The organism is Massilia aurea (assembly GCF_040790145.1).
Classification (GTDB): domain Bacteria; phylum Pseudomonadota; class Gammaproteobacteria; order Burkholderiales; family Burkholderiaceae_D; genus Telluria; species Telluria aurea_C.
The window spans coordinates 224610-249818 of sequence record NZ_JBFMMP010000003.1; the positions used below are offsets into that span (position 1 = coordinate 224610).

General features: G+C 66.3%; 22 protein-coding genes, 1 tRNA gene and 1 pseudogene. 13 read left to right on the forward strand and 11 right to left on the reverse strand.

Annotated features, from left to right (window positions below; translation table 11 throughout):
* Positions 1–24: 24 nt before the first annotated feature.
* Positions 25–630, reverse strand: a complete 606-nt coding sequence (locus tag AB2N08_RS07620) for a PEP-CTERM sorting domain-containing protein (RefSeq protein ID WP_367610033.1) — start codon at positions 628–630, stop codon at positions 25–27.
* Between the two features lie 355 nt (positions 631–985).
* Here AB2N08_RS07620 and AB2N08_RS07625 point away from each other — a divergent pair, with 355 nt between their 5' ends.
* Positions 986–2125, forward strand: a complete 1140-nt coding sequence (locus tag AB2N08_RS07625) for a GGDEF domain-containing protein (RefSeq protein WP_367610034.1) — start codon at positions 986–988, stop codon at positions 2123–2125.
* 3 nt (positions 2126–2128) lie between these two features.
* Here the strand turns inward: AB2N08_RS07625 and AB2N08_RS07630 are convergent, their stop codons facing one another.
* From AB2N08_RS07630 to AB2N08_RS07665, 8 genes and pseudogenes are all read right to left on the reverse strand, one after another.
* Complete coding sequence (locus AB2N08_RS07630) at positions 2129–2740, reverse strand: M15 family metallopeptidase (protein ID WP_367610035.1); 612 nt, start codon at positions 2738–2740, stop codon at positions 2129–2131.
* Positions 2741–2751: 11 nt separating this feature from the next.
* Complete coding sequence (locus tag AB2N08_RS07635) at positions 2752–3651, reverse strand: LysR family transcriptional regulator (protein ID WP_367610036.1); 900 nt, start codon at positions 3649–3651, stop codon at positions 2752–2754.
* Between the two features lie 248 nt (positions 3652–3899).
* A pseudogene (locus AB2N08_RS07640) lies at positions 3900–4679 on the reverse strand (N-acetylmuramoyl-L-alanine amidase); the annotation flags it as partial.
* Positions 4676–5623 carry an N-acetylglucosamine kinase gene (locus AB2N08_RS07645; RefSeq protein ID WP_367610038.1) on the reverse strand — a complete coding sequence of 316 codons (948 nt, stop codon included), beginning with the start codon at positions 5621–5623 and terminating at the stop codon, positions 4676–4678. The pseudogene AB2N08_RS07640 and the gene AB2N08_RS07645, both read right to left, overlap by 4 nt.
* A 57-nt stretch (positions 5624–5680) precedes the next feature.
* A complete protein-coding gene (locus tag AB2N08_RS07650; protein ID WP_367610039.1) occupies positions 5681–7282 on the reverse strand; it encodes a glycoside hydrolase family 10 protein in 1602 nt (533 codons plus the stop codon).
* Between the two features lie 90 nt (positions 7283–7372).
* Positions 7373–8638, reverse strand: a complete 1266-nt coding sequence (locus tag AB2N08_RS07655; protein WP_367610040.1) for an MFS transporter — start codon at positions 8636–8638, stop codon at positions 7373–7375.
* 50 nt (positions 8639–8688) lie between these two features.
* On the reverse strand, positions 8689–9573 hold the full coding sequence (locus AB2N08_RS07660; RefSeq protein ID WP_367610041.1) for an N-acetylmuramic acid 6-phosphate etherase: 885 nt from the start codon (positions 9571–9573) through the stop codon (positions 8689–8691).
* An 88-nt stretch (positions 9574–9661) separates the two neighbouring features.
* Entirely contained in the window at positions 9662–10405 is a 744-nt protein-coding gene (locus AB2N08_RS07665; protein WP_367610042.1) for a GntR family transcriptional regulator, read from the reverse strand.
* Positions 10406–10561: 156 nt separating this feature from the next.
* Here AB2N08_RS07665 and AB2N08_RS07670 point away from each other — a divergent pair, with 156 nt between their 5' ends.
* Both AB2N08_RS07670 and AB2N08_RS07675 read left to right on the forward strand, forming a co-directional pair.
* Complete coding sequence (locus tag AB2N08_RS07670; protein ID WP_367610043.1) at positions 10562–11884, forward strand: serine hydrolase domain-containing protein; 1323 nt, start codon at positions 10562–10564, stop codon at positions 11882–11884.
* 65 nt (positions 11885–11949) lie between these two features.
* The gene (locus AB2N08_RS07675; protein ID WP_367610044.1) at positions 11950–13236 is read left to right on the forward strand and encodes a D-amino acid dehydrogenase; all 1287 of its coding nucleotides are present in this window, start codon (positions 11950–11952) and stop codon (positions 13234–13236) included.
* Positions 13237–13249: 13 nt separating this feature from the next.
* Here the strand turns inward: AB2N08_RS07675 and AB2N08_RS07680 are convergent, their stop codons facing one another.
* Positions 13250–13549 carry a HigA family addiction module antitoxin gene (locus AB2N08_RS07680; RefSeq protein WP_367610045.1) on the reverse strand — a complete coding sequence of 100 codons (300 nt, stop codon included), beginning with the start codon at positions 13547–13549 and terminating at the stop codon, positions 13250–13252.
* Positions 13550–13678: 129 nt separating this feature from the next.
* On the opposite strand from AB2N08_RS07680, the gene AB2N08_RS07685 reads away from it, so the two are divergent.
* The 10 genes from AB2N08_RS07685 (at position 13679) to AB2N08_RS07730 (ending at position 25055) form a co-directional block, all read left to right on the forward strand.
* Complete coding sequence (locus AB2N08_RS07685) at positions 13679–14149, forward strand: YchJ family protein (protein ID WP_367610046.1); 471 nt, start codon at positions 13679–13681, stop codon at positions 14147–14149.
* A 43-nt stretch (positions 14150–14192) separates the two neighbouring features.
* Complete coding sequence (locus AB2N08_RS07690) at positions 14193–15800, forward strand: carboxyl transferase domain-containing protein (RefSeq protein ID WP_367610047.1); 1608 nt, start codon at positions 14193–14195, stop codon at positions 15798–15800.
* Between the two features lie 10 nt (positions 15801–15810).
* Complete coding sequence (locus AB2N08_RS07695; RefSeq protein ID WP_367610048.1) at positions 15811–16596, forward strand: enoyl-CoA hydratase/isomerase family protein; 786 nt, start codon at positions 15811–15813, stop codon at positions 16594–16596.
* A gap of 15 nt (positions 16597–16611) precedes the next feature.
* The gene (gene bioA / locus AB2N08_RS07700) at positions 16612–17955 is read left to right on the forward strand and encodes an adenosylmethionine--8-amino-7-oxononanoate transaminase (RefSeq protein WP_367610049.1); all 1344 of its coding nucleotides are present in this window, start codon (positions 16612–16614) and stop codon (positions 17953–17955) included.
* 4 nt (positions 17956–17959) lie between these two features.
* Positions 17960–19147 carry an 8-amino-7-oxononanoate synthase gene (bioF, locus tag AB2N08_RS07705; RefSeq protein WP_367610050.1) on the forward strand — a complete coding sequence of 396 codons (1188 nt, stop codon included), beginning with the start codon at positions 17960–17962 and terminating at the stop codon, positions 19145–19147.
* Positions 19144–19971, forward strand: coding sequence for a dethiobiotin synthase (bioD, locus tag AB2N08_RS07710; RefSeq protein WP_367610051.1), 828 nt, complete (start codon positions 19144–19146; stop codon positions 19969–19971). Before bioF ends, bioD begins: the two co-directional genes overlap by 4 nt.
* A gap of 26 nt (positions 19972–19997) precedes the next feature.
* Positions 19998–21023, forward strand: a complete 1026-nt coding sequence (gene bioB / locus AB2N08_RS07715; protein WP_367610146.1) for a biotin synthase BioB — start codon at positions 19998–20000, stop codon at positions 21021–21023.
* A gap of 118 nt (positions 21024–21141) precedes the next feature.
* Complete coding sequence (locus tag AB2N08_RS07720; RefSeq protein WP_367610052.1) at positions 21142–23169, forward strand: acetyl/propionyl/methylcrotonyl-CoA carboxylase subunit alpha; 2028 nt, start codon at positions 21142–21144, stop codon at positions 23167–23169.
* Between the two features lie 41 nt (positions 23170–23210).
* Positions 23211–24140, forward strand: coding sequence for a 2-hydroxyacid dehydrogenase (locus AB2N08_RS07725; RefSeq protein WP_367610053.1), 930 nt, complete (start codon positions 23211–23213; stop codon positions 24138–24140).
* A gap of 3 nt (positions 24141–24143) precedes the next feature.
* The gene (locus tag AB2N08_RS07730) at positions 24144–25055 is read left to right on the forward strand and encodes a hydroxymethylglutaryl-CoA lyase (protein ID WP_367610054.1); all 912 of its coding nucleotides are present in this window, start codon (positions 24144–24146) and stop codon (positions 25053–25055) included.
* A 62-nt stretch (positions 25056–25117) separates the two neighbouring features.
* Here AB2N08_RS07730 and AB2N08_RS07735 read toward each other — a convergent pair.
* Positions 25118–25194: transfer RNA gene (locus tag AB2N08_RS07735), tRNA-Pro, on the reverse strand.
* Positions 25195–25209: the final 15 nt, after the last annotated feature.

Below are 25209 nucleotides of genomic sequence, written 5' to 3' on the forward strand. Positions count from 1 at the left end.
TGCCGGGGCAGCGCCGCAGCAGGCTTACACCTTGCGGCGGCGGCTCGCTGCTGCAACACAGGCCAGGCCCAGGCCCAGCAGCGCCAGCGAACCTGGTTCCGGCACGGCGGCTGGCTGGACGGCGCTGATCCTGGTGCTGAAGTAGGCGACATCGGCGGTGGTCTGGTTACCGGCCCAGATCCACTTGGCGTTGGCCGCCGTGTCCTGCTGCAGGCCCCATGGGTTGGCGCCATTCGTGCCGTATTCGCCCAGGGCGCTGTAGACACCGTTGAAGCCGGTGTTGTTGCCCTTGAAGTCAACCGTGTTGGTCAGCAGCGACTGGGTGCCATTGACGAAGGTGTGATCGGTGCCGACCAGCGTGAACTGGCCCATCAATCCGGCCACGCCGCTGTCGTCGTATGCCAGGATATGCAGGAAGTAGTCCTGGCCCTTCAGCAGCGACGTGGTCGCCGGAAAACCCCAACCCCAATCGGTGCCCCAGGCGAACTGGGTACCCTGGACCGTGTCGCTGGTCGAGATATACGCCGCAAATCGGTTGTCGACGTGGATGACCGAGTTGAGGACGGTAGCCGATGCGGTGCTGGTGGCGAACACGGCGGCGAGGGCGATGGCTTTCAAGACGACTTTCATTTTTTATTTCCTGAATCTAATTTCTATTGATTTATATCAAGCAAATCTTATGCCAAGTAAATAAATCAATGACTTAAAGAAATATCCGGTTCCATATGTAAAAATTCCCGACACCCGGGATTGTCACGCTATTGACCCGAGTCATCTTGCAATTTAAACAAAAATTTACCCTCCTGATATATTCTGTTAGTTTCCTGCAAATGAAAACTGACACAATATCCGACTTGTTACCTACCCTGTCGAGACAGCTGATCAACCGGCATTGACGTGGACATCCATCAGTTCTGCCTGACCACCTCCAAGCTCCCGATATGTGCGTCGCAGAGCCTTCTTCATCTGCAGCGCTGACCAAATCATGCACATTCATTTCCTGACCGGCGAATTCGCGATCGGCACCGACGAAACCGCCTTCCTCACCCACCACATCGAACGCACCCGCGCCATGCTGGGCTTCACGATCGTGTTCTGCATCGTGTTTTTCCTGGTGTTCTTTGTGACGGATATCGCGGTGCTGGGCCTGGACGCCGCACTCCGGCAAACGCTGCCGGCGCGCCTGGTGGTCGCCGCGAGCGCCGGCACCTGCGCCTGGCTGGCCTACCGCCGGCCGCTGTCGATCCGGGCTACCCGCCTGGCGGCGTCCATCGCCGAAGGCATTGCGCTGTGCTGCTTCATGGTGGTGGCGCTGGCGCGGCCGAACGAAGTGCACTGGCATGCGATGTCGATGCTGATCATCCTGGTGGTGATCTACCTGTATATCCCGAACCGCCTGGCGTATGCGACCGCGCTCGGCACCGGCGCCACGATCGTCTTTCTGGCACTGGCCACGTTCGTGCTGCCGCCACGGCCGGTATCCGACCTGCTCACGATGGGCATGCTGCTCACGATGATCAACACCTTCGGCATCCTGGCGGCGCGCCGCTACAACCGGGTCTCGCGCGAACAGTTCCGGCTGCAGATGAAACTCAAGCTGCTGGCCGAACGTGACCAGCTGACCGGCTGCTACAACCGCCACTACCTGCACGACCATCTGCTGGAACACGAACTGGCACGCGCCCGCAGTATCGGGCATCCGGTATCGGTCATCCTGTGCGATATCGATCACTTCAAGCGCATCAACGACAGCTTTGGCCACCACGAAGGCGATGTAGTGATCCGCACCTTCGCTGGTCTCTTGCATGGGATGGTGCGCGACGGCGTCGATGCCGTGGTGCGCTATGGCGGCGAAGAATTTTTGCTGGTCTTGCCCGGCGTGGGCCTGGCCGATGGCGCCCGCCTGGCCGAGAAATTGCGCGCCGCGTTCGCGGCCAATCTGGTGGGGCCGGTCGACGATGTCCCGCAATTGCAGAGCACCGCCAGCTTCGGCCTGGCCACATTCGATTTTGCACACGACAACGGCCGCGTCACACTGCCCGACCTGATCCTGACCGCCGACAAGCTGCTGTACGCGGCCAAGCGCAATGGCCGCAACCGGGTCGAAGCGATCGAGATGCAGTAAGCGCTACAGCACGCGGCGGAAGGTCTTGCGCACCAGGTCGCGGTCGCCGCAATCGAAGTGCCACCACTCGGTCCTGATGGCCAGAAAGCCCGCCGCCAGCATGGCCTCGCGCAGCAGGCGTCGGTTGGCTACCTGCGCTTCGGTCAAACGGCCGGCCAGCAAGAAACCTTCTTCCAGCGCCGGATGCGACAGTTCCGTCATGTCGTCAAAGCCAGTGCCCATGTCCAGTTCATGGCCGGCCGCGTCGAGCAGCGTGAGATCCAGCGCCATGCCGTACGAGTGGATCGAGCCGCGTGCCGGATCGGCCAGGTACAGGCGCAGCCCGGTGCCTTCGAGCGCATCCCACAATTGCTGCTGGACGCGTTGCGGGCGCAGGGCATCGAGCACCAGCACCGTCAGGTCGGGCCGGCGCGCGGCCAGCCAGGCCACCACGCGCTCGAGCGCTTCGGCCGCCTGCACATGCAGCCAGGCGCAGTCGAACGGCGAATACAGATCGCGTCCGACAAAGTTGTTGACGCTGGCGTAGCGCAGGTCGACCCGGATGCCGGCGATGCTGTCCAGGTGGCGAAACGCCGGGCTGTCGGCGATGTCTTCGCTGGCGAAAAACGCGTCCATGATTCCAGATTCTAGGCAGGTTCGAGACAGGCGCGCGCGGTCGCGCCGATGCAGTTGGCCAGCTCGCGCGCGCCGTGCGACAGCGGCGAGTGGCTGGCCGTGAGCAAGTACAGGTGCACGGGAATCGACGGCGACCACTGGCGGCACTGCACTTGGTTCGCTGCGGCCGATGCGGCCGTGAACGGGTCGAGCACCGCGGTGCCGGCGCCGGCTTCAACCAGCGAACGGGCGATCTGGTACGTTTGCACGACGGTACGGAACACCGGCTGCACGCCCTGCGCCTCGCAGGCCGCCAGCACCATCTCGCCCAGCGGGTCGCGGTCGGCCATGCCGATCAGTTCACCGCTGAGGCCATCGGCCGCGATCGGCGTGCGGCATTCGGCCTCGGTCCAGGTGCCGCGCGGCGCCATCACCGTCAGCAAGCCGTGCGCGATCGGCTCGGCCACGATGCCGGGATGGCGCGGGTCTTGCAGTGACAGGCCCACGTCGGCTTCGCCCAGGCGCAGCACGTTGACGATCTCGCTCGTGTGGTGCGTGGCCAGCTCGCACCGCGTTTCAGGAAAGGCGCGGCGCCAGGCGGTCATCCCGGCCGGCAGCACGCTCACGGCAATCGTCGGCGTCGACACCAGGCGCACGGTTTCCACCGCCCGGCCCTTCAGGCTCGCGGCCAGGCGCCGGATGCCCTGCAGGTCGCGGTTGAGCTTTTCGGTTTCCACGAACAGGCGGTGCGCTTCGGGCTTGGGATAGAGCTTGCCGCGCACGCGCTCGAACAGCGGCATGCCCAGTTGCAGTTCGGCGTGCTGCAGCACCTTGGTCACTGCCGGCTGCGAGATATGCAGCACCTGGGCGGCGCCGCTGATGGTACCGACCTGCATGATGGCGTGGAATACTTCGATATGACGCAGACGCATCGCTTAGCCCTCGGTAGAGACCATCATGGGGTGGTGATGACTGGCGCCGCCGGCGCCGTGGTCGTCACTGGCGCAGGTTCCGGCGTCGGTTCGACCGGCAGGACCGGCGTCGGTTCCGGCAGGGTCGGCGTCGGTGCGGGTACTGGTGCTGGCACAGGTGCTGGCAAAGGCGCAGGCATCTGCGGCGCGGCCGGCGCGACTGGCGCCAGCGCCGCCGGCACCACCGGCGGCGGCGTGTTCGCCGGCGTGGTCAACACTTCCAGCAGCGACGCCGTCTCGGCGTCCGCCACGCCCGAGATATCGCGCGGGCGGTACTTCATCTGGAACGCCGCCAGCGTGGTGCGGGTCGCTTCGTCGTACACGCCGCTTTGCACCAGGCCGTAGCCGTGCGCGGCCAGCTTGCGCTGGAACCAGCCAACGTCCGGCAGCAAGGCCTCGAACGCCGGGCGCACGGCGGCAACGCGACTCGCGTCCGGCCACACTACCAGGCCCTCCTGCGCCAGCCGCTGCCACGGGAACTGCGGTCCCGGATCCTGCTTGCGCAGCGGCGCGATATCGCTGTGACCGAGCACGTTCTCGGGCGCGATGCCGTGGCGCGCCACGATGTCTTTCACCAGCGGCAGCAGCGCGTCCATCTGCGCCTGCGGGAACGGCGCATAGACGCGGCCCTGCGGCGTGTCTTTCCAGCCGGCGTTCACAATTTCGATGCCGATCGAGCTGTTGTTCAGTTGCGTGAAGTTCTTCCAGCTCGAGTTACCGGCATGCCAGGCGGCGCGGTTCTCGTCGACCAGGCGGTAGATCTTCGGCTGCGCCTCGTCGGTCAGGAGGTAGTGCGCGCTGACCTGCTGCTGGGTCAGGATCTTGATCGAGGCGGGCGTGTCGGCCACCGTGTAGTGCAGCACCAGGAAGCGCGCGCGGCTCGACTGGCCGACGGCGTCGTAGGTGGTGTCGTACTTCGGGACGGTCGGCGCGGTGGTGGTGCAACCTGCCAGCACGGCCAGGGCCAGGGCGGTCAAGATCGATTTCATGGGGATTCCTCGTTGATGTTCTTGTTGGTTGCGCGCGCGGGCCGCGCGGCGGTCGGTTGCAATGCCAGCCGCGCGGCGCCGTGGTGGGCGCGCAGGCCGGTCTGTGTCAGGTCCATCCCGACCGGCAGCGCGGCGCGCATCGTCTCGACGATCAGGGGATGCAGCGTGCTGGCGCGGCCGGCCAGCACTACCGGGCGCGGACCGAAGCGGCGCGTGAGCGCCAGCGCCAGGCGCGCCAGTTCCAGCCCGGCCTCGCTCAGGATGGTGGCGGCGGCCGGGTCGCGCCCGGCGCTGGCGGCAACGGCCAGCGCCAGCTTGCCGATCGTGCCGCGCTCGCCGTGGTAGATGAACTGGCGCGACGCATCCCAATCGGCCGCGCCAATGTGGGCAAAGACCTCTTGCGCCATTGGCGAATCGCGCCAGCAGCCGGGCATTTCGTCCTCGTTGCGCCAGATGTGGCGCAGCGCTTCGCGCGCGATCCAGAAGCCTCCGCCGCCATCGTCGAGCACCACACCACGCCCGCCGGCGCGGTGGAACACGTGGTCGGCGTCGATGTAGGCGCCGATCGAGCCGGTGCCGGCGTACACCAGGTAGCCCGCGCCGGGCGCGAAGTTGGCGCGGTAGGCCAGTTCGATATCGTTCGACAGCGTGACGGCGCTGGGCGCCACGCCCAGCAGTTCGGCCAGCCAGCCTTGCAGCAATTCGCCATCGCCGCCAAAGCCCGTCAGGCCGGCCTGGATGCGCAGGGGGCTGGCATGCGCCAGCACCGCCGCCGCCAGCTCTTCGAGGCTGGCGCGTACCGCCGCGCGGCCCTCGGGCGTGGCCATTTGCAGCGCCGACAAGCCCGCGACCACGCCATCGGCCAGGATGGTACCGCCAGGGGCCGCAAGCGCCCAGCGCGTTTCGGTGCCGCCGGCGTCGATGCCCAGGCCAGGGCCGCTCATGGTATCCCGATCAGATGGCATAAGAAAATCCGCTCACAAAGTTCGATGCTACCCGCATTACGACTTGGACCACACACGTACCCGCGCGCCTTCATTACCGAGACGATCGATGGCGCTGACCACCACGATCTCGGCGGCGCCCAGCGCGGCGTCGTCCGGCACCGACCAGGCCACGCGCACGGCCGGCGCTACCGCGAAGCGCCACTGCCCGCCGTGGCGGGACCAGATCGCATACAGCGCGTTGGCCTTGCCCGCCTTGAGCGTGAGCTCGACCGAGCGCGCGCGGCGCGCGGCCGCCACCAGCGGCGTGCCGGGGCGCTCGTTGCCCAGCCACGGCGTGGCCGGCACCAGCGCCTGGCCGGCGTAGCGTGTGGCGCGCAACTGGTCGGCGATGCCTTTGCGGTTCTGCATCAGCGCGACCATGCTGAAGTGGACATGGCCCGTGGCCAGCGGCCGCGTGCGGGTCACATCGACCTGCTCGAGCACCTCTTGCGGCTCATAGGCCCTGGTTGCGGCGCCGATGCGGCTCGTAAACAGGCCCGGCCAGATATGGCGGCCCTGCGGATTCTGCCTGATCCAGTAGTCAAGCAGCACGTCATACGCCTGGCCCGACGGCTTGATCGGCCAGTACAGCTGGGGCACGAAATAATCGAGCCAGCCTTTCTCGAGCCACAATTCGGCGTCGGCATACAGCTTGTCGTACTGTGAAAAGCCATTGATGCCGGGCGGGCGGCGGTCGGGGCGGCCGATGCCGAAGGGGCTGATGCCGAAGCGCACCCAGCTCTTTTCGGCGTGGATCCCCTTGTGCATCGCCTCGATCAGGCGGTTGACGTTGTCGCGGCGCCAGTCGGCGCGATCGAGCTCGCCTCCGCCGGCCAGGTAGCGGTGCCAGGCCGGATCGTCGGGGAAATCGAGCTCGCCCTTGCCGGCGCGGCCGTCCAGCGCGGCGGCGTTGCCCGCCATCTGGGGCGACGCCTCGATCGGGTACGGATAAAAATAATCGTCGATGTGCACGCCGTCGATGTCGTAGCGGCGCACCACGTCGAGGATCACGTCCATCGTCTGCTTGACGGCGGCCGGCTCGCCCGGGTCCATCCACATGAATTTGCCGTAGCGCTTGACGATGGCCGGGTTGGTGTTGGTGATGTGGTTCGGCGCCGACTGGCCGCGCGAGGCGTCCATGCGCGCGCGGTAGGGATTGAACCAGGCGTGCAGCTCGAGCCCGCGCGCATGCGCCTCGGTGATCCAGTACGCCAGCGGATCGTAGAACGGCTGCGGCGCCTTGCCCTGGACGCCACTGAGGTACTCGGTCCACGGCTCGAGGTTCGACGGATAGATGGTGTCGGCGGCCGGACGCACCTGCAGCACGATCGCGTTCAGGTTCATGCCCTTGGCGCGATCGAGGATGGCGATGGCTTCCTGCTGCTGCTTCGCGGCGCTCAGGTTCGGTTTGCTGGGCCAGTCGATATTGGCGACGGTGGAGACCCAGGCGGCGCGAAATTCGCGCGGCGCGGCGGGCGGCTCGTTGCCGCCGGCGGCCGGATACACACCGCTGGTCGTACCGGGCTTGGTCGGCTTGGTGCCGCAGGCGGCCAGGCCCAGGGCGACGGCGCTGGCCATGCCGAGGGTGAACGCGCGTTTATTCAGGTTGGGACGCAAAAAAGAGGCTCCTTGATTATGCTGTACAAGACGGCGGCGAACGGGCGCAGCGCAATGATGGGCGCAGGCAGCGCGTTCGTCGCCATCCGATTATTTTTTTCCGAATTCCGGATCGATCTTCACCAGCGCCGCCACGATAAAGGCGGGGATGGTGGCCAGGCAGGTCCAGATAAAGAAGTGCTGATAGCCGAGGTATTCCTGCAGGTCGCCGCTCCACATGCCCGGCACCATCATCCCGAGCGCCATCAGGCCGGTGCAGATCGCGTAATGCGCGGTCTTGTTCGGGCCATCGGCCACCATGATCATGTACATCATCAGCGCGGTAAAGCCGAAGCCATAGCCGAACTGCTCGAGCGCGAGGAAGGCGGACACGATTGCAAGGTCGGTCGGCTGGGTTTGTGACAGGTAGACGAATACCAGGTCGGGCACGTGGATCGCGAACACCATGATCCACAGGCAGCGTTTCAGGCCCACGCGCGAAATCAGCCAGCCGCCGGCCAGGCCGCCGAGCGTCAGGGCGATGATGCCGACCGTGCCGTAGGCGATACCGTATTCGGCGGTCGTCAAGCCCAGCCCGCCGGCGCTGACGGGGTCTTTCAAAAATGGCGCCACGAGCTTCAACAGCTGCGCTTCACCGAGCCGGAACGTGAGGATGAAGGCGACGATCATCCAGATGTCGCGCTTCTTGAAAAAGGCGATGAAGGTGCCAAAGAAGTCGCGCAGCGGATTGTCGCTCTTGGCGACGGCGCGGTCGTCATCCGGCACGGGCAGCGCGTACTGGTGCCAGGCAAACGCGGCGAAGAACAGCCCGGCCATCACATAGAAAACGATCGACCAGGCCTGGCGCACATCGCCCAGGCTCACGGCCAGGTAACCGGCCAGCACCACCAGCGGGCCTTGCCCGAACAGGCTGGCCAGGCGATAGAAGGTGCTGCGCACGCCGACGAACGCCGCCTGCTGCTTCTGGCGCAGGCCGAGCATGTAGAAGCCGTCGGCCGAGATGTCGTGCGTGGCCGAGCTGAACGCCATCACCCACATCACGGCCAGGCTGACGGCGAAGAAGGTGGGCAGGTGCAGCACGGTGCCCACCGCGATCAGCGAGGCGCCGACGACCAGTTGCAGCAGCACGGTCCAGCGCCGCTTGGTACCGAACATGTCGACAATGGGCGACCACAGCGGCTTGATCACCCACGGCAGGTAGAGCAGGCTGGTATAAAAGGCGATATCCGAGTTCGAGATGCCCATGTCCTTGTACATGATGACCGACAGGTGCATCACGACGACATACGGAATCGCCTGGGCGAAGTACAGGGACGGCACCCACTGCCATGGGCTGTTCGCTTGCGGTTTTTGCATGACTCTTTCGCGCGCCATGCAGGCCAGGGATGCGGGAACGCGCGCGCGGATTACGCGAGCGCCTGGCGCACGCTGCCGCGCGCCGTTTCCAGCAGCGCTTGCGCCTGCTCGACACTGGTTTGTTTGGACAAGGCCACGATCGCGGTCTTGACGTGATAGCCGCATTGCTCCAGCACCGCCTGCGCGGTCGCCTCGTCGGCGCCGGTGGCAAAGCTGGTCAGGCGGATCGCACGTCGTACCAGTTTGGCATTGGTGGCCTTCAAGTCTACCATCAGGTTGCCGTAAACCTTGTTCAAACGCACCATCAGGGCGCTGGAAAAGGTGTTCAGCGCGATCTTTTGCGAGGTGCCCGCTTTCAGGCGCGTGCTGCCCGAAATGACTTCGGCGCCGGTGTCGAGCGTGATGCCGATCTCGGACTGCGTCGCCACTGGCGCATCCGGATTGTTCGCAAAGCCCACCGTCAGCGCACCGGCTGCGCGCGCGGCGCCAATCGCGCCCAGCACATACGGCGTGCCGCCCGACGCCGCCAGCGCCAGCACCACGTCGTTCGGGCCAACCTGCACGCCCTGCACGTCGGCCGCGCCCTGCACGGCGTCGTCTTCGGCGCCTTCGACCGCCACGAACATCGCGCCAGCGCCGCCGGCCAGCAGCGCCACCGCGCGCTCGCTGGGCCACGAGAAGGTTGGGTACAGTTCCACGCTGTCGAGCACACCGAGGCGGCCCGACGTGCCGGCGCCGACATAGATCAGGCGCCCGCCCGCCTCCATGCGCGGCAGTGCCGCAGCGACGGCAGCGCCGATGCGCGGGCCCGCCTTGCGCACGGCTTCGACGGCATTGAACTGGTCATCGATCAAGACATTCACCAGTTCCGTCGTCGGGTACTGGTCGAGCGCGGTGTGCGCCAGTGAGGGGGTTTCGGTATTGAGCATCGCCATAGTCAATATGCCAGTTTGGTTAAAACCAGTGTAATACCAGTTTGACAAGCGCTTCCATGAAAGGATCGGGCGCCGTCATGCCGCCAGGTTATGCAACCTGCCGGCGCAGCTCGGCCACGAAATCGTAATGGTCGCTGCGGCAGTACGAGTGGGTCAGCTCGACCGGCTGGCCCGATTCGAGGTAACCCACGCGCGTGATGAACAGCACGGCGCGCCCTTCCGGCACCTCGAGCCGCGTGGCCAGCTCAAGGTCGGCGTTCATCGCGCGGATGTGCTGCAGCGCCCGCACCGGCAGGTGGCCGCTCTTGGACAAGTGCGCGTACAGCGACGCGGCCACCAGCTCGGGGCGCGGCAGCACGGCGGCCGGGATCACGCTCACTTCGTAGGCCATCACGATGTCGTCGGCAAAGCGCAGGCGCTCGAGGCGCGCCACGCGCGCACCGGGCGACAGGCCAAGCGCGAGCTGTTCATCGGCGTCGGCCAGCATCGTGTCGCGCCGCAGCCATTGCGAGCGCGGGGTATAGCCGCGCTGCTGCAGTTGCTCGGAAAAGCTCGACAGCGTCGACAGCGGCTGCTCGATGCGCGGCGCGATGTAATTGCCCGAACCGCGCCGGCGCACCACCAGGCCCTGGTCGACCAGCTGGTCGATCGCCTTGCGCGCCGTGACGCGCGACACGTCGAGCTGCTCGGACAGCATGCGCTCGGACGGCAGCGCCTGGTCAGCCTGGTAACGGCCATCGCGCACGTCCTGCGCCAGCTTGCGCGCAAGCTGCTTGTAGAGCGGCGAATTGTCGTCCAGGTCGAGCTGGAATCCGGGGCTGGGGCTGTTCATGGCGGCGTGGCGAAGAGGGCTGGCATACGATGGAAGCATACCACTTGCGACCAATGCAAAACGGTTATGCCCGGCGCACGGGTATTCATTGGCCGACGGTAGCGGGCTGTCCGTATGCTGGCCCGACAGTCTATACAACACAAGGTGGGGACGAACATGAATCACGGCAGGCGATCCCTGCTCGGCATGGTCATGCTGGGGGCGATGGAACCATTATTGGCAGCGATGCCGGCGGGCGGCGGCGGCGCCGTCCAGCGCCAGCTCGACACCGAGCTGGCGGCCATCGTCGACGATCCGGCGTACCCGCTGGCCAGCCTGTCGGTCGTGGCCATGCGCGGCGGGCAGCCTGTCTACGAAGGCGCGTTCGGCCGGCGATTCATCGGCAATGGCGCGCTGCCTGACCGCCCGGCCACGCCGGCGACGCTGTACCGGATCGCCTCGATCTCGAAACTCGTCACGACGCTCGGGCTGATGCGGCTGGTGGACGACGGCCGCGTCGACCTGGACGCGGACGTCTCGGGCTACCTCGGCTTCACGCTGCGCAATCCGCATTTTCCGGCGCAGGCGATCACCTTGCGGCACCTGCTCGTGCACACCTCGTCCCTGCGCGACGACGGCGGCTACTTCTGGCCGGCTGCCACCGCATTGAAGGATGTCGTCACGCTCGCTGCGCTGCCCACGTGGTCGACGCTGGCCGGGCCGGGCGCCTATTACACCTATTGCAACCTGGGGTTCGGCATCGTCGGCACGATCATGGAGCGCGTCACCGGCGAACGGTTCGACCGCCTGATGGCGCGCCTGGTGCTGCAGCCGCTCGGGCTGCAGGCCGGCTACAACCCGGCCGAATTGCCGAAGGCGGCGCAAGCGAACATCGCCACCATCTACCGCAAGCGCGCCGTCGACAGTGAGGCCTGGGCGCCAGCCGGACCGTGGATCGCCCAAGTGGACGATGTCGGCACGCACCCACCGACGCCCCCGCCCGGGCTCGATGGCTACGCCCCGGGTACCAACGCGACCCCTTTCAGCCCCACCGGCGGCCTGCGCATCGCCGCGCGCGACCTGGGCGTGATCATGCGCATGCTGATGGCCGGCGGGGTGCATGGCGGCCAACGCCTGCTGCAGGGCGCGACGCTCGAGCGCATGTTCGCGCGCCACTGGGCCTACGACGGCGTGGGCGGCAATGGCAACCCGCTGGGCAGCATCCTCAGTCCGCGCGGGCTGGGCAACGCCCATTATCCCGACCGCCCCGGCCTGCGGCTGGCGCCCGGTTTCGACGCAGTGGGCCACCTGGGCGACGCTTACGGCCTGCGCTCCGTGTTCGCCATGGACCGTGCACGCGGCCATGGCGTGGTGGTGCTGGCCGGCGGCACAGGGTTCGACGTGGCCGCCACGCCCGGCCGCGAGACGGCGCTGGCGCGCTATGAAGAGCGCATCGTGGCGGCGTTGCACCGCCGCGCCATACTCGGCCTGGCCGATTGAACGGCACGACGCATGTGTGCATATATCCCGGTTATGAGCGCGCGCGCTAGATTCATTGGCAGCACGTGCCGGCTGCGCCTAAGCTCCCTGTCCACATCCGAAAAAAAGAGTCCGGCATGCAGCACATAATCGTCATCGGCGGCGGCGTCGTCGGCCTGGCATCGGCCTGGTGGCTGCTGGAGGCCGGCCACAGCGTCACGCTGCTCGAGCGCGCGCCGGACGTGGGCAGCGGCGCCAGTTACGGCAATGGCGGGCAACTGAGCTACCGGTACGTGTCGCCTCTGGCCGACGAAGGCATTCCGCTCAAGGCCTTCAAATGGCTGTTCCAGGCCGACGGCCCGCTGCGCTTCAAGCCGGAAGCCGACCTACGCCAGTACCGCTGGCTGGCCAGCTTCCTGGCCCACTGCCGCGCCGACGTCAATCGCCGCACGACGGCCAAGCTGCTCGAGCTGGGCGAACTGTCGCGCCAGGCGATGAGTTCACTTGAACTGGTCGTACCGCCCGAGCGCTTCGGCTGGCGCGATGCCGGCAAGCTGGTGGTATTTCGCACGCGCGACGCATTCAATGCCGCTGCGGCCAAGCCCGGCGCCGGCCAGATCTGGTCGCCAGAGGAATGCACCGCGCGCGAGCCAAGCCTGGCCGCAGCCCAGCACCTGCTGGCCGGCGGCATCTACAACCCGGGCGAAGCAGTGGCTGACTGCCATGCGTTTTGCGTGGCGCTGGCCGAACGCCTTGGCGAGCATCCGCGCTTTCGCGGGGTCGTCAACAGCGAGGCGACCGGACTGCGCGCGCAGGGGGGCCGCATCACCGGGATCGACACGGCCGGCGGCCCCGTGACGGCAGACGCCTACGTGCTGGCGGCCGGCATACAGAGCCGCACGCTGGCCGACACGGTGGGCATCTACCTGCCGCTGTATCCACTGAAGGGTTACAGCCTGAGCGCCCCGATCCGCCAGGATGACATCGCGCCCGAGATCAGCGTGACCGACTTCGAGCGCAAGGTGCTGTATGCGCGCATCGGCGAGCGGTTGCGGGTGGCGGCGATGGTCGACATGGTGGGTGAGGATGTCTCGCTCGACGCCAAACGGGTCGCTGGCCTGACGCGCCTGGTGCGCGAGACGATGCCGCGCGCCGCGGATTACTCGCAGGTGTCGGCCTGGGCCGGCTTGCGGCCGGCGACCCCTAGCAGCGCGCCGATCATCGGGGCCACGCGCTATGACAATCTGTGGCTCAACGTCGGGCACGGGCCGCTGGGGTTTACGTTTGCGTGTGGCAGTGCGACGGTGCTGGCGGATCTGGTGCGGGGGAAGGCACCGCCGTTCGCGCTGGATGGGTTGACGTTGCGGGAATGAAGACGGCGTCGGCTCATTGCTGATTCAGCGTCACTTTCAGGGGTTCAATTGTTTCGGTGATCCGATCACCAGCGGCAAGTGCCGCTTTTTTCAGCGCATACGTCATTTGCAAATTCAGCCAGAATTCAGGGGTCGTTCCAAAGTAACGCGATAAGCGCAATGCCATGCCCGACGTAACGTTACTCTGCTCGCTGGTGAGCCGCGCAATCTGACGAGCGCTCACCCCTAGGGCTTTGCCCAACTCGCGAGCAGATATGCCTAGGGCATCCAGATACTCCTCACGCAATACCTCGCCCGGGTGAATCATCCGCATCCTATTTCTTGGCATCTTCGCTCCCTAAATGAATTGGATGGACAACTCCGTCGAGCATTGGTTCTCACAGTTGCACTCCAGCAGGAGACGCCGTGACCGCCATCGTCAAAATCGCGGATAATTGCCGCCATGTCCCCCCGTCCCACTTCCCCCTGCCCCTGTGGCGGCCCCTCGCTCGACAACTGCTGCGGCCCATTCCTGGCCGGCGCAGCCCTGCCGCCCACTGCCGAACACCTGATGCGCTCGCGCTATACCGCGTTCACGCTCAAGGATGAGGCGTACCTGCGCGCCACCTGGCACCCGAGCACCCTCCCGCAAGAACCGATCATCGACAACGAGCCGATCCGCTGGCTTGGCCTGGAGATAAAAACCTCTTTACGTTTACGTAAACGTAAAGCAAAATTGCCGGACGTTCCAGAAGACCAGGGTGGTGGCCAGGACCACGGCCCCGATCGCGACACGGTCGAATTCGTCGCCCGCTTCAAGGTGGGCGGCCGCGCGCATCGTCTCCATGAGCTCAGCCGCTTCGTGCGCGAACCCGGACCCGACGGCGCGCCACGCTGGTTTTACCTGGACGGCAGTTTCCCCGACAAGCAGTAAGCGCTGCCACGCAGGCAAGGCGGCGACGACCAGAGGACGGCACATGCCCCAGATCGACAGCAAACTGAACCCGCGCGGTGAGGATTTCAAGGCCAATGCGGCCGCCATGCAGCAAGTGGTCGACGACCTGCGCGCACGGGTCGCGCAACTGGCGCAGGGCGGCGGCGAGGCGGCGTGCGCCAAGCACCTCGCGCGCGGCAAGCTGCTGCCGCGCGAGCGCGTCGAACACCTGCTCGATCCAGGCACGCCGTTCCTCGAATTCTCGCAACTGGCCGCCTACGACATGTATGACGGCGCCGCGCCCAGCGCCGGCATCATCACCGGCATCGGCCGCGTATCGGGCCAGGAATGCGTGATCGTCTGTAACGACGCCACCGTCAAGGGTGGCACCTATTACCCGATGACGGTCAAGAAGCACCTGCGCGCGCAAGAGATCGCCGAGCAGAACAACCTGCCCTGCATCTACCTGGTCGACTCGGGCGGCGCCAACCTGCCGAACCAGGACGATGTGTTCCCCGACCGCGACCACTTTGGCCGCATCTTCTACAACCAGGCCAACCTGTCGGCCAAAGGCATCCCGCAGATCGCGGTGGTGATGGGGTCGTGCACCGCCGGCGGCGCCTATGTGCCGGCCATGAGCGACGAATCGATCATCGTCAAGGACCAGGGCACGATCTTCCTCGGCGGCCCACCGTTGGTGAAAGCGGCCACCGGTGAAGTCGTCAGCGCCGAAGACCTGGGCGGCGGCGACGTGCACACGCGCTTGTCCGGCGTGGCCGACCATCTGGCGCAGAACGATCCGCATGCGCTGTCGCTGGCGCGCACGATCGTGTCGAACCTGAACCGCGTCAAACCGCAGCAGGGAGAGCGGCGTGCGAGCGTCGAGCCGCACTATCCGGCGTCGGAACTGTACGGCGTCATCCCGGTCGATACCCGCAAGCCATTCGATGTGCGCGAAGTGATCGCACGCGTGGTCGATGGCAGCATGTTCGACGAATTCAAGGCGCGCTACGGCACGACGCTGGTGTGCGGCTTCGCCCATATCTTCGGCATGAAGGTGGGCATCATCGCCAACAACGGCATCCTGTTTTCCGAGTCGGCGCTCAAAGGCGCGCATTTCATCGAGTTGTGCTGCCAGCGCAAGATTCCCCTCGTCTTTTTGCAAAACATCACCGGCTTCATGGTCGGCCGCAAGTACGAAAACGAAGGCATCGCGCGCAACGGGGCCAAGATGGTCACGGCGGTGGCCACGGCGGCGGTGCCGAAGTTTACCGTCATCATTGGCGGCTCGTTCGGGGCCGGCAATTACGGCATGTGCGGGCGCGCCTTTTCGCCGCGCTTCCTGTGGATGTGGCCCAATGCGCGCATCTCGGTGATGGGCGGCGACCAGGCCGCGTCGGTGCTGGCCACCGTCAAGCGTGACGGCATCGAAGGCCGTGGCGGCCAATGGTCGCCGGACGAAGAAGCGGCGTTCAAGCAGCCGATCCGCGACCAGTACGAGCACCAGGGCCACCCGTATTACGCGTCGGCGCGCCTGTGGGACGATGGCGTGATCGACCCGGCTGACACCCGCACCGTGCTGGGTCTGGGCCTGTCGGCCGCGATGAACCAGCCAATCGCGGACACGACGTTCGGCGTGTTCCGCATGTAAGGGAGTGATCATGGACTACGAAACCCTGCTCGTGACGATCGCCGACAAGGTCGCCACCGTCACGCTGAACCGCCCGGATTTGCGCAATGCCTTCAACGAACAGGCGATTGCCGAACTGGCGCTCGTGTTCGATGAATTGGGCCGCAGCGACACCGTGCGCGCGATCGTCCTGGCCGCCAACGGCCCGTCGTTCTGCGCCGGCGCGGACCTGAACTGGATGAAGAAGATGGCCGGCTACTCGCATGACGAGAACCTGGCCGACGCCATGCGCCTGGCCGACATGCTGCGCACGATCTACCTGTGCCCGAAGCCGGTTGTCGCACGCGTGCAGGGCGATTGCTACGCCGGCGGCATGGGGCTGGTGGCCGCCTGCGACATCGTCGTCGCGGCCGAACAGGTCGGTTTTTGCCTGTCCGAAGTGAAGCTTGGCCTGATTCCGGCTACCATCTCGCCTTACGTGATCAAGGCGATGGGCGAACAGGCCGCGCGGCGCTACTTCACGACGGCCGAGCGCTTCGACGCAAAAGAGGCGCATCGCATCGGTTTCGCGCATGAGGTGGTGGCGCATGAAGCACTGGATGCCACGGTGGCAGGCATTGTCAAGGCGCTAGTGAACAACAGCCCGCACGCGGTCAAGCAGGCCAAGACGCTGGTGCGCGAGGTCGTCGGCCAGCCGGTCGACGACGCGCTGCTGGCGGATACTGCCGGGCGCATCGCCGCGATCCGCGCATCGCTCGAAGGCCGCGAAGGCGTGGCCTCGTTCCTTGAAAAGCGCAAGCCGACATGGATTAACTAGTATTGGAATTTTATAGTGAAGCAGCAAACCACCTCCTCCGACTGGATCGCGCGCAGCCTGCGCAGCGTATGGCATCCCTGCACCCAGATGCAGCATCACGAAGAGGTGCCGCTGATCGCGGTCAGCCATGGCAAGGGGCCGTGGTTGTACGACTATGACGGCAAGCGTTACCTCGACGGCATCAGCTCGTGGTGGGTCAACCTGTTCGGCCATGCAAACCCGCGCATCAATGCCGCGCTGAAGGACCAGCTGGACCAGCTCGAACACGCGATGCTGGCCGGGTTCACGCACGCGCCGGTGGTCGAACTCGCCGAGCGCCTGGCCGCGCTCACCGGTCACGCGCTCGGCCACGCCACGTTCGCCTCCGACGGCGCCTCGGCCGTCGAAATCGCGATGAAGATGAGTTTTCACGCGTGGCGCAATGCGGGGCAATCGGCCAAGCAGGAATTCGTCTGCCTGCAGGGCAGCTACCACGGCGAGACGATCGGCGCGCTGTCGGTCACCGACGTGCCGCTGTTCAAGGACGCCTACGGCCCGCTGCTGCGCGCCTCGCACGTCGTGAGCGCGCCCGATGCGCGCGGCGCGGCTGAAGGCGAAACCGCGCAGGACGTCGCGCAGCGCGCGATCGGCGAAGTCAAGGCGCTGTTCGAACAGCGCGGAGACAAGATCGCCGCCATCATCGTCGAGCCGCTGGTGCAGTGCGCCACCGGCATGGCGATGTACGACCCGCTGTATCTCAAACTGCTGCGCGACCTGTGCGACCAGCACCGCGTGCACCTGATCGCCGACGAAATCGCGGTCGGCTGCGGGCGCACCGGCACCTTCTTCGCCTGCGAGCAGGCCGGCATCTGGCCCGACTTTTTGTGCCTGTCGAAAGGCATCAGCGGTGGCTACCTGCCGCTCTCGCTCGTGCTCACGCGCGACGACATCTACCAGGCCTTCTACAGCACCGACCTCACGCGCGGCTTCCTGCACTCGCACTCGTACACCGGCAATCCGCTGGCGTGCCGCGCGGCGCTGGCAACACTCGAAATCTTCGAGCAAGACGACGTGTTGAACCGCAACCGCGAGCTGGCAACCAAGATGACGATCGCACTGGCGCCGCTGGCCGAGCACGAACGCACGCGCCACTTCCGCCAGCGCGGCATGATCTTCGCGTTCGATGCCATCGAGCCCGATACCGACCGCGCCTCGACCTTCTCGCGCCGCTTCTTTTCTACCGCCGCCGAGAACGAACTGCTGCTGCGCCCCATCGGCCGCACCGTGTACCTGATGCCGCCGTACGTGCTGGACGACGAGGAAGTCGCCGGCCTGGCCGCGCGCACGATCAAGACGTTCGAATCGGTCATCGCGGGTTGATGCGATGGACTTGATCGCTACCATCGACCGCCAGCTCGACGACCTTGCCGCGCGCAGCCTCACACGCCGTCGCCGCGTGACCGATAGCGCATGCGCGCCGCGCCAGGTCGTCGACGGGCGCGAGCTGCTCGCCTTTTGCAGCAACGATTACCTGGGGCTGGCCGCGCATCCGCGCGTGATCGAGGCGCTGCGCGAAGGGGCGCAGCTGTACGGCGCCGGCAGCGGCGCCTCGCACCTGGTGTCAGGCCACAGCCGCGCACATCACCTGCTCGAAGAAACGCTGGCCGAGTGGATGGCGCCGCACCTCGAGCAGGCGCGCGCGCTCACGATGTGCACCGGCTATATGGCCAACCTGGCGATCCTCAGCGCCCTCGGCGCGGATGCCGAGGCGATGATCTTTTCCGAGGCGCTGAACCACGCGTCGCTGATCGACGGCGCCCGCCTTGCGAAAGCGGGGGTCACGGTTTATCCGCACGGAGACGTCGAAGCGCTCACAAAACTCCTCGAAGCCAGCAGCGCCAGCACCAAGATCGTCGTTACCGACAGCGTCTTCAGCATGGATGGCGACCTGGCGCCGCTGCCGGCGCTGCTGGCCGCGTGCGAGCGCCACGGCGCCTGGCTGGTGGTCGACGACGCCCACGGCTTCGGCGTACTGGGCGCACAGGGGCGCGGCGCGCTCGAGCATTTCGGCCTGCGTTCGGCAAACCTGATCTATATGGGCACGCTCGGCAAGGCCGCCGGCGTCGGCGGCGCCTTCATTGCCGCGCATGCCAGCGTGATCGACTTGCTGGTGCAGCGCGCCCGCCCCTACATCTACACCACGGCCTGCCCGCCGGCGCTCGCACACGTCTTGCTCGCCAGCCTTGCTATCATGGGCGGTGACGAGGGCGCCGAACGGCGTGCTCACCTGGCGGCATTGGTAGAGCAGCTACGCGGTTCCTTGCGCCTGGATCGCTGGAACCTGGCGGCATCGACCACCCCGATCCAGCCCGTCATCATCGGCAGCAACGACGCTGCGCTGCGCGCCGCAAGCGCCCTGCATGCGCAGGGCCTGTGGGTGCCGGCGATTCGTCCGCCGACCGTGGCGCCGGGAACCGCGCGCCTGCGCGTGACCTTGTCCGCCGCCCACGCGCTTGCCGACGTGGCGCAGCTGGCGCAGGCGCTCAATGAACTGGAAAAGGCTGCACCATGAATAACCTGAACGAGACCGACAATCCGATCGCCGCACCGGCCACAGTGGAGCCGGACGTGGATCTGACCGATCTGGACGAACCCGTGCTGGAGCCGGAGCTTGAACTGCGCGCCGACGACCTGCCGATGCGCTTTGCGTGTTTTGTCACCGGCACCGACACCGAAATTGGCAAGACGCTGATCTCGGCCGCCATCCTGCACAAGCTGGCGGCCACCGGCCAGCGCGCCTGCGGCATGAAGCCGGTCGCGGCCGGCGCCACCATGCGCGACGGCGCGCTGCACAACGACGACGCCGACATGCTGGTCGCCGCAGGCAATGTACACCTGCCGGCAGCGCTGACCACACCCTACATGCTGCGCGAACCGGCCGCGCCGCACATCGCTGCGGCCATGGAGGGCGTGACGATCGAACTGGTGCCGATCCTGGCCGCCTTTGCCGAGATCCAGGCCGCGTCCGACGCGGTCGTGGTCGAAGGCGTGGGGGGCTTCCGGGTGCCGTTCAACGATGCTTTCGATAGCGCCGACCTGGCCGCGCAACTGAATTTACCCGTGATCCTGGTCGTCGGCGTGCGCCTGGGCTGCATCAGCCACGCACTGCTGACGGTCGAAGCGATCGTGGCGCGCGGCCTGGTGCTGGCCGGCTGGGTCGCCAACACGGCCGACCCCGAGATGCGCTTTGCGCAAGAGAACATCGAGGCGCTGGCCCAACGGATCCCGGCGCCGCTGCTGGGCCACGTGCCGCGCCTGAACGAACCGACGGCTGCTGCTGCAGCCGAATTTATCGACCTCGCCGGACTGCCGAACTGGCCGTCCACGCGGGTCTAGTTTTTGAAGGAATCGAAATGACCAATATGAACACCGTCGCCCTGCACCGCCCAACGGCAGCCATCAAGCCGCCAATCGATGCGACCTGGCCGCTGGCCGACGTGCTCGCGCTGTTCGCGCTGCCGTTCACCGAGTTGATGCACCGCGCCTCGACCGCGCACCGCCTGAATTTCCCGGACGGCGACGTCGAACTGGCGACCCTGCTGTCGATCAAGACCGGCGGCTGCGAAGAAGACTGCGGCTACTGCCCGCAGGCGGCGCGCTACGACACCGGCGTCGAAGCCAAGAAGCTGCTCGACATCGAGACCGTGCTCGATGCGGCGCGCGCGGCCAAGGCCAGCGGCGCCACGCGCTTCTGCATGGGCGCCGCCTGGCGCAGCCCGAAAGAGCGCGATATGGAAAAAGTCGAGACGATGGTGCGTGAAGTGAAGGCACTGGGCATGGAAACCTGCGCCACGCTGGGCATGCTCGAGGCCGGCCAGGCCGAGCAGCTCAAGCGCGCTGGCCTTGACTACTACAACCACAATATCGACACCGCGCCGGACTTCTACAACAACGTCATCTCGACCCGCGAATACCAGGACCGCCTGGACACGCTGGGCCGTGTGCGCGAAGCGGGCCTGAAGGTCTGCTGCGGCGGCATCGTCGGCATGGGCGAGACGCGCGAGCAGCGCGCCGGCCTGATCGCGCAACTGGCGAACCTGAACCCGTACCCTGAATCGGTGCCGGTCAACCACCTGGTGCAGGTGGAAGGCACGCCGCTGCACGGCATGGACAAGCTCGACCCGATCGAATTCGTGCGCACCATCGCCGTGGCGCGCATCACGATGCCGCAAGCGCGCGTGCGCCTGTCGGCAGGCCGCCGCGAAATGGGCGAAGCGGTGCAGGCGATGTGCTTCATGGCCGGCGCCAACTCGATCTTCTACGGCGACAAGCTGCTGACCACCGAGAACCCGGAAGCCGACGACGACCGCGTGCTGCTGGAAAAGCTGGGCCTGAAAACGCGCGCCGCCACGCTGGACTCGGCGCCGAAGGAGGCCTGCGGCTGCTGAAAATCCCCGTCGTTCCCGCGGAGGCGGGAACGACGTGGTGGTGAAGTGAAGTGGGCAGCTGGAGAGACACGGCTGCGCAGGTAATACCCCGAACAACCATAAGCGAAAGATAACGCGCATGTTCACCAAACTCCTCATCGCCAACCGTGGCGAGATCGCCTGCCGTGTCGCCGCTACCGCGCGCCGCATGGGTATTCGTACTGTCGCCGTCTATTCCGAGGCCGACGCCGGCGCCAAGCACGTCGCGGTGTGCGATGAGGCAGTCCTGATCGGCCCCGCCGCCGCCCGCGACAGTTACCTGCGCGGCCAGAAAATCATCGAGGTCGCCCGGGCCACTGGCGCGCAAGCGATCCATCCTGGCTACGGCTTCCTGTCTGAAAACGCCGACTTCGCCGACGCCGTCCACGCCGCCGGCCTGGTGTTCGTCGGCCCGCCTGCGTCGTCGATGCGCGCGATGGGTTCCAAATCCGCCGCCAAGCAGCTGATGGAGGCTGCCGGCGTGCCGCTCGTGCCGGGCTACCACGGCGACGAGCAGGATCCAGTATTCCTGCATCAGCAGGCCGACGCCATCGGCTACCCGGTGCTGCTCAAGGCCAGCGCCGGCGGTGGCGGCAAGGGCATGCGCGTGGTCGAGCGCTCCGACGACTTCGAGGCCGCCCTGGCCTCGTGCAAGCGCGAGGCGATCTCCAGCTTCGGCGACGACAAGGTGCTCGTCGAAAAATACCTGATTCGCCCGCGCCACATTGAAATCCAGGTCTTTGCCGACACGCTCGGCAACTGCGTCTACCTGCACGAGCGCGATTGCTCGGTGCAGCGCCGCCACCAGAAGGTGCTGGAAGAAGCGCCGGCGCCCGGCATGCCGCCAGAGCGGCGCGCGGCGATGGGCGAAGCGGCGGTGAACGCCGCGCGCGCGGTCGGCTACGTCGGCGCCGGCACCGTCGAATTCATCGCCAACCAGGACGGCTCGTTCTACTTCATGGAGATGAACACGCGCCTGCAGGTCGAGCATCCGGTGACGGAAATGATCACCGGGACCGACCTGGTAGAGTGGCAGTTGCGGGTCGCCTTCGGTGAAGCGCTGCCGCAACAGCAGCACGATTTGAGCATCCACGGCCACGCGATCGAAGCGCGCGTGTATGCCGAAAATCCCGAGAAGGGTTTCTTGCCGTCGATCGGCACCTTGCGCCATATGGACGTACCGCGTGCGGTGGCGTTCGAGCTCGGTCGCGATGGCGCCAACCCGGCCGCCGTGCGCGTCGACTCGGGCGTGCGCGAAGGCGATGCGATTTCACCGTTCTACGACCCGATGATCGCGAAATTGATCGTCTGGGGCGCGGACCGCACCCAGGCGCTGGCGCGCATGTCGCAGGCGCTGGGCGAGTTCCGCATCGTCGGGCTGGCAACCAATATCGCGTTCCTCAAGCGCCTGGTCGAGGGCGAGGCATTTGCCACGGCCGACCTGGATACGGGCCTGATCGAGCGCCATGGCGCGACGCTGTTCCCGCCTGCCGCGCCGGCGCCGCTGGGCGCGCTGGCATTGGCCACGCTGGCGCTGCTCGATACCGCTGCCAACGATGGTGCGAATGACAGTGACCCATGGCGCCAGGCGCGCGGCTGGCGCATGAATGCCGACTACCGCCGCACGCTGTCATGGTCGGACGAGTACAGCGCGGCGCAAGTCGGCGGCGCGTACCGCGTCGGCCTGACCTACTTGCGCGACGCGCTCGACATCGACCTCGATGGCCAGGCGCAGCGCGTGGAACGTGTCGGCCGCAATGGCGCCGAACTGGCGCTGCGGCTGGGCGATCAAGCCGTGCATGGCGTCGTGCGCCGCGACGGCGACGTGTTCCACGTGTTCACGGGCGGTCAGCATTACACGCTGACGTACAATGATCCGATGGCGCATGCGGGCGAGGTCGAAACGCTCGGCGGCCGCCTGACGGCGCCGATGCCGGGCAAGGTGGTGGCGGTGCTCGTCAGTGCCGGCAAGGCCGTGGCGAAGGGCGAGCCGCTCGTCATCATGGAAGCCATGAAGATGGAACACACGATTGCCGCGCCGGGCGACGGCGTGGTGGAAGAAGTACTGTACGAAGTCGGCGACCAGGTCGCCGATGGCGCGCCGCTGCTGGCCTTCAAGGCAGCGTAAGCAACACCCAAAAAAAACACCCTACACAATGAGGGGGAGACATGCGTATTGTCCTGTACCGGGGCGATGGCGTCAGCGAGCCATGGGAACACGCGTTTGCCAGCGTGATGCCGGGCGCCCAGACCGTCATCTGGAAAGAAGGCGAGCATTTGGAGCACTGCGATTACGCGGTGCTGTGGAACCCGGCGCCGGGCCTCCTGGCGCAGCTGGGCGACGTCAAGGCGATTTTTTTGATGGGCGCCGGCGTCGACGCGGTGCTCAAGTTTGGCGACGCCTTGCCCCGCGCGCCCCTGGTACGGCTGGGCGACGCCGGCATGGGCGTGCAGATGGCCGAGTATGTGGCGCATGCCGTGCTGCGCTACTTCCGGCGCTTCGACGAATACGAACAACAGGCCAGGCACGGCGCCTGGAACCCGCTGCCGCAGCATCCGAAAGAATCGTTCACCATTGGCGTCATGGGCCTGGGCCGGCTGGGCATGCCGGTGGTCGAGGCGATGCGCCACTTCGGCTTTCCCGTGCGCGGCTGGAGCCGCAGCCCGAAAGACATCCCGGGCGTGCCAACCTACGCGGGCATGGAGCAACTGGGTGACTTCTTGCACGGCACGCGCGTGCTGGTCTGCCTGCTGCCGCTGACGCCAGAGACCTCCAACCTGCTCGACCGTCACAACCTGGGCAAGCTGGCGCCGGGCGCGTATCTCATCAACGTGTCGCGCGGCGCGATCGTGGCCGAGCCGGACGTGATGACGCTGATCCGCTCCGGGCACATTGCCGGCGCCACGCTCGACGTGTTCCGCAACGAGCCGCTGCCGGCCCAGCACCCGTTCTGGAACGAGCCGCGCATCGCCCTCACCCCGCATATTTCGGCGCTCACCATGCGCCAGGACGCCGTGCGCCAGATCGTCGCCAAGATCGACGCTTTTGAACATGGCCAACCGGTCGCCGACCTGGTCGACCGCCAACGTGGATACTGAAAAATGACGCCCCTGCCAACGAAGGTCAAGATTGTCGAAGTCGGCCCGCGCGACGGTTTGCAGAACGAAAAAGAAGCACTGGGCGCCGACGTGAAAGTCGAACTGGTCGAGCGCCTGGCGCGCGCCGGGTTCGTCAATGTCGAGGCGGCGGCATTCGTCTCGCCCAAGTGGGTGCCGCAGATGGCGACGTCCGCCGAGGTACTGGCCCGCATTGAACGCCGCCCCGGCACGATCTACTCGGCGCTGGTGCCGAATATGCAGGGCTTCGACGCCGCGCTGGCTGGCAAGGCCGACGAGGTCGTGGTGTTCGGCGCGGCGTCCGAGGCGTTCTCGCAAAAAAACATCAACTGTTCGATTGCCGAATCGATCGCGCGTTTCGCGCCGGTTGCGCAGGCGGCCAAACAGCATGGCCTGCGCCTGCGGGGCTCAATCAGCACGGCGTTCGGCTGCCCGTACCAGGGCGAGGTCTCCCTGGACGCCGTCGCCGACGTGGTGGCGCGCATGCGCGACCTGGGTTGCGACGAGATCGACATCGCCGACACGATTGGCGTGGGAACCGCGCGCCAGACGCAGGCGGTGATGCTGCGCGCGGCGCAGGAGTTTCCCATGCATCAGCTGGCCGGCCACTTCCACGACACGTATGGCCAGGCGCTGGCGAACATCTATGCGGCGCTGGAAGTGGGCGTGGCGATTTTCCACTCGTCGGTGGCAGGCCTGGGCGGCTGCCCGTATGCAAAGGGTGCAACCGGCAATGTGGCGACCGAAGACGTGCTGTACCTGATGCAGGGGCTGGGGATCGAGACGGGCGTGGACCTGGACCAGGTGGTCGATGCCGGGCTGTTCATCTCGGCGCAGCTGGGCCGCAAAAGCATCAGCCGCGCTGGCAATGCAATCGCAGCCAGGCGCGCCGGCTGACAAAAAACGGCCCGACAACGAAAAAAGCCGACAACTCACGTTGTCGGCTTTTTTCTTAATGCTGGTCGGAGTACAAGGATTCGAACCTTGGACCCCCTGGTCCCAAACCAGGTGCGCTACCGGGCTGCGCTACACTCCGAAGAAGCAAGATAAT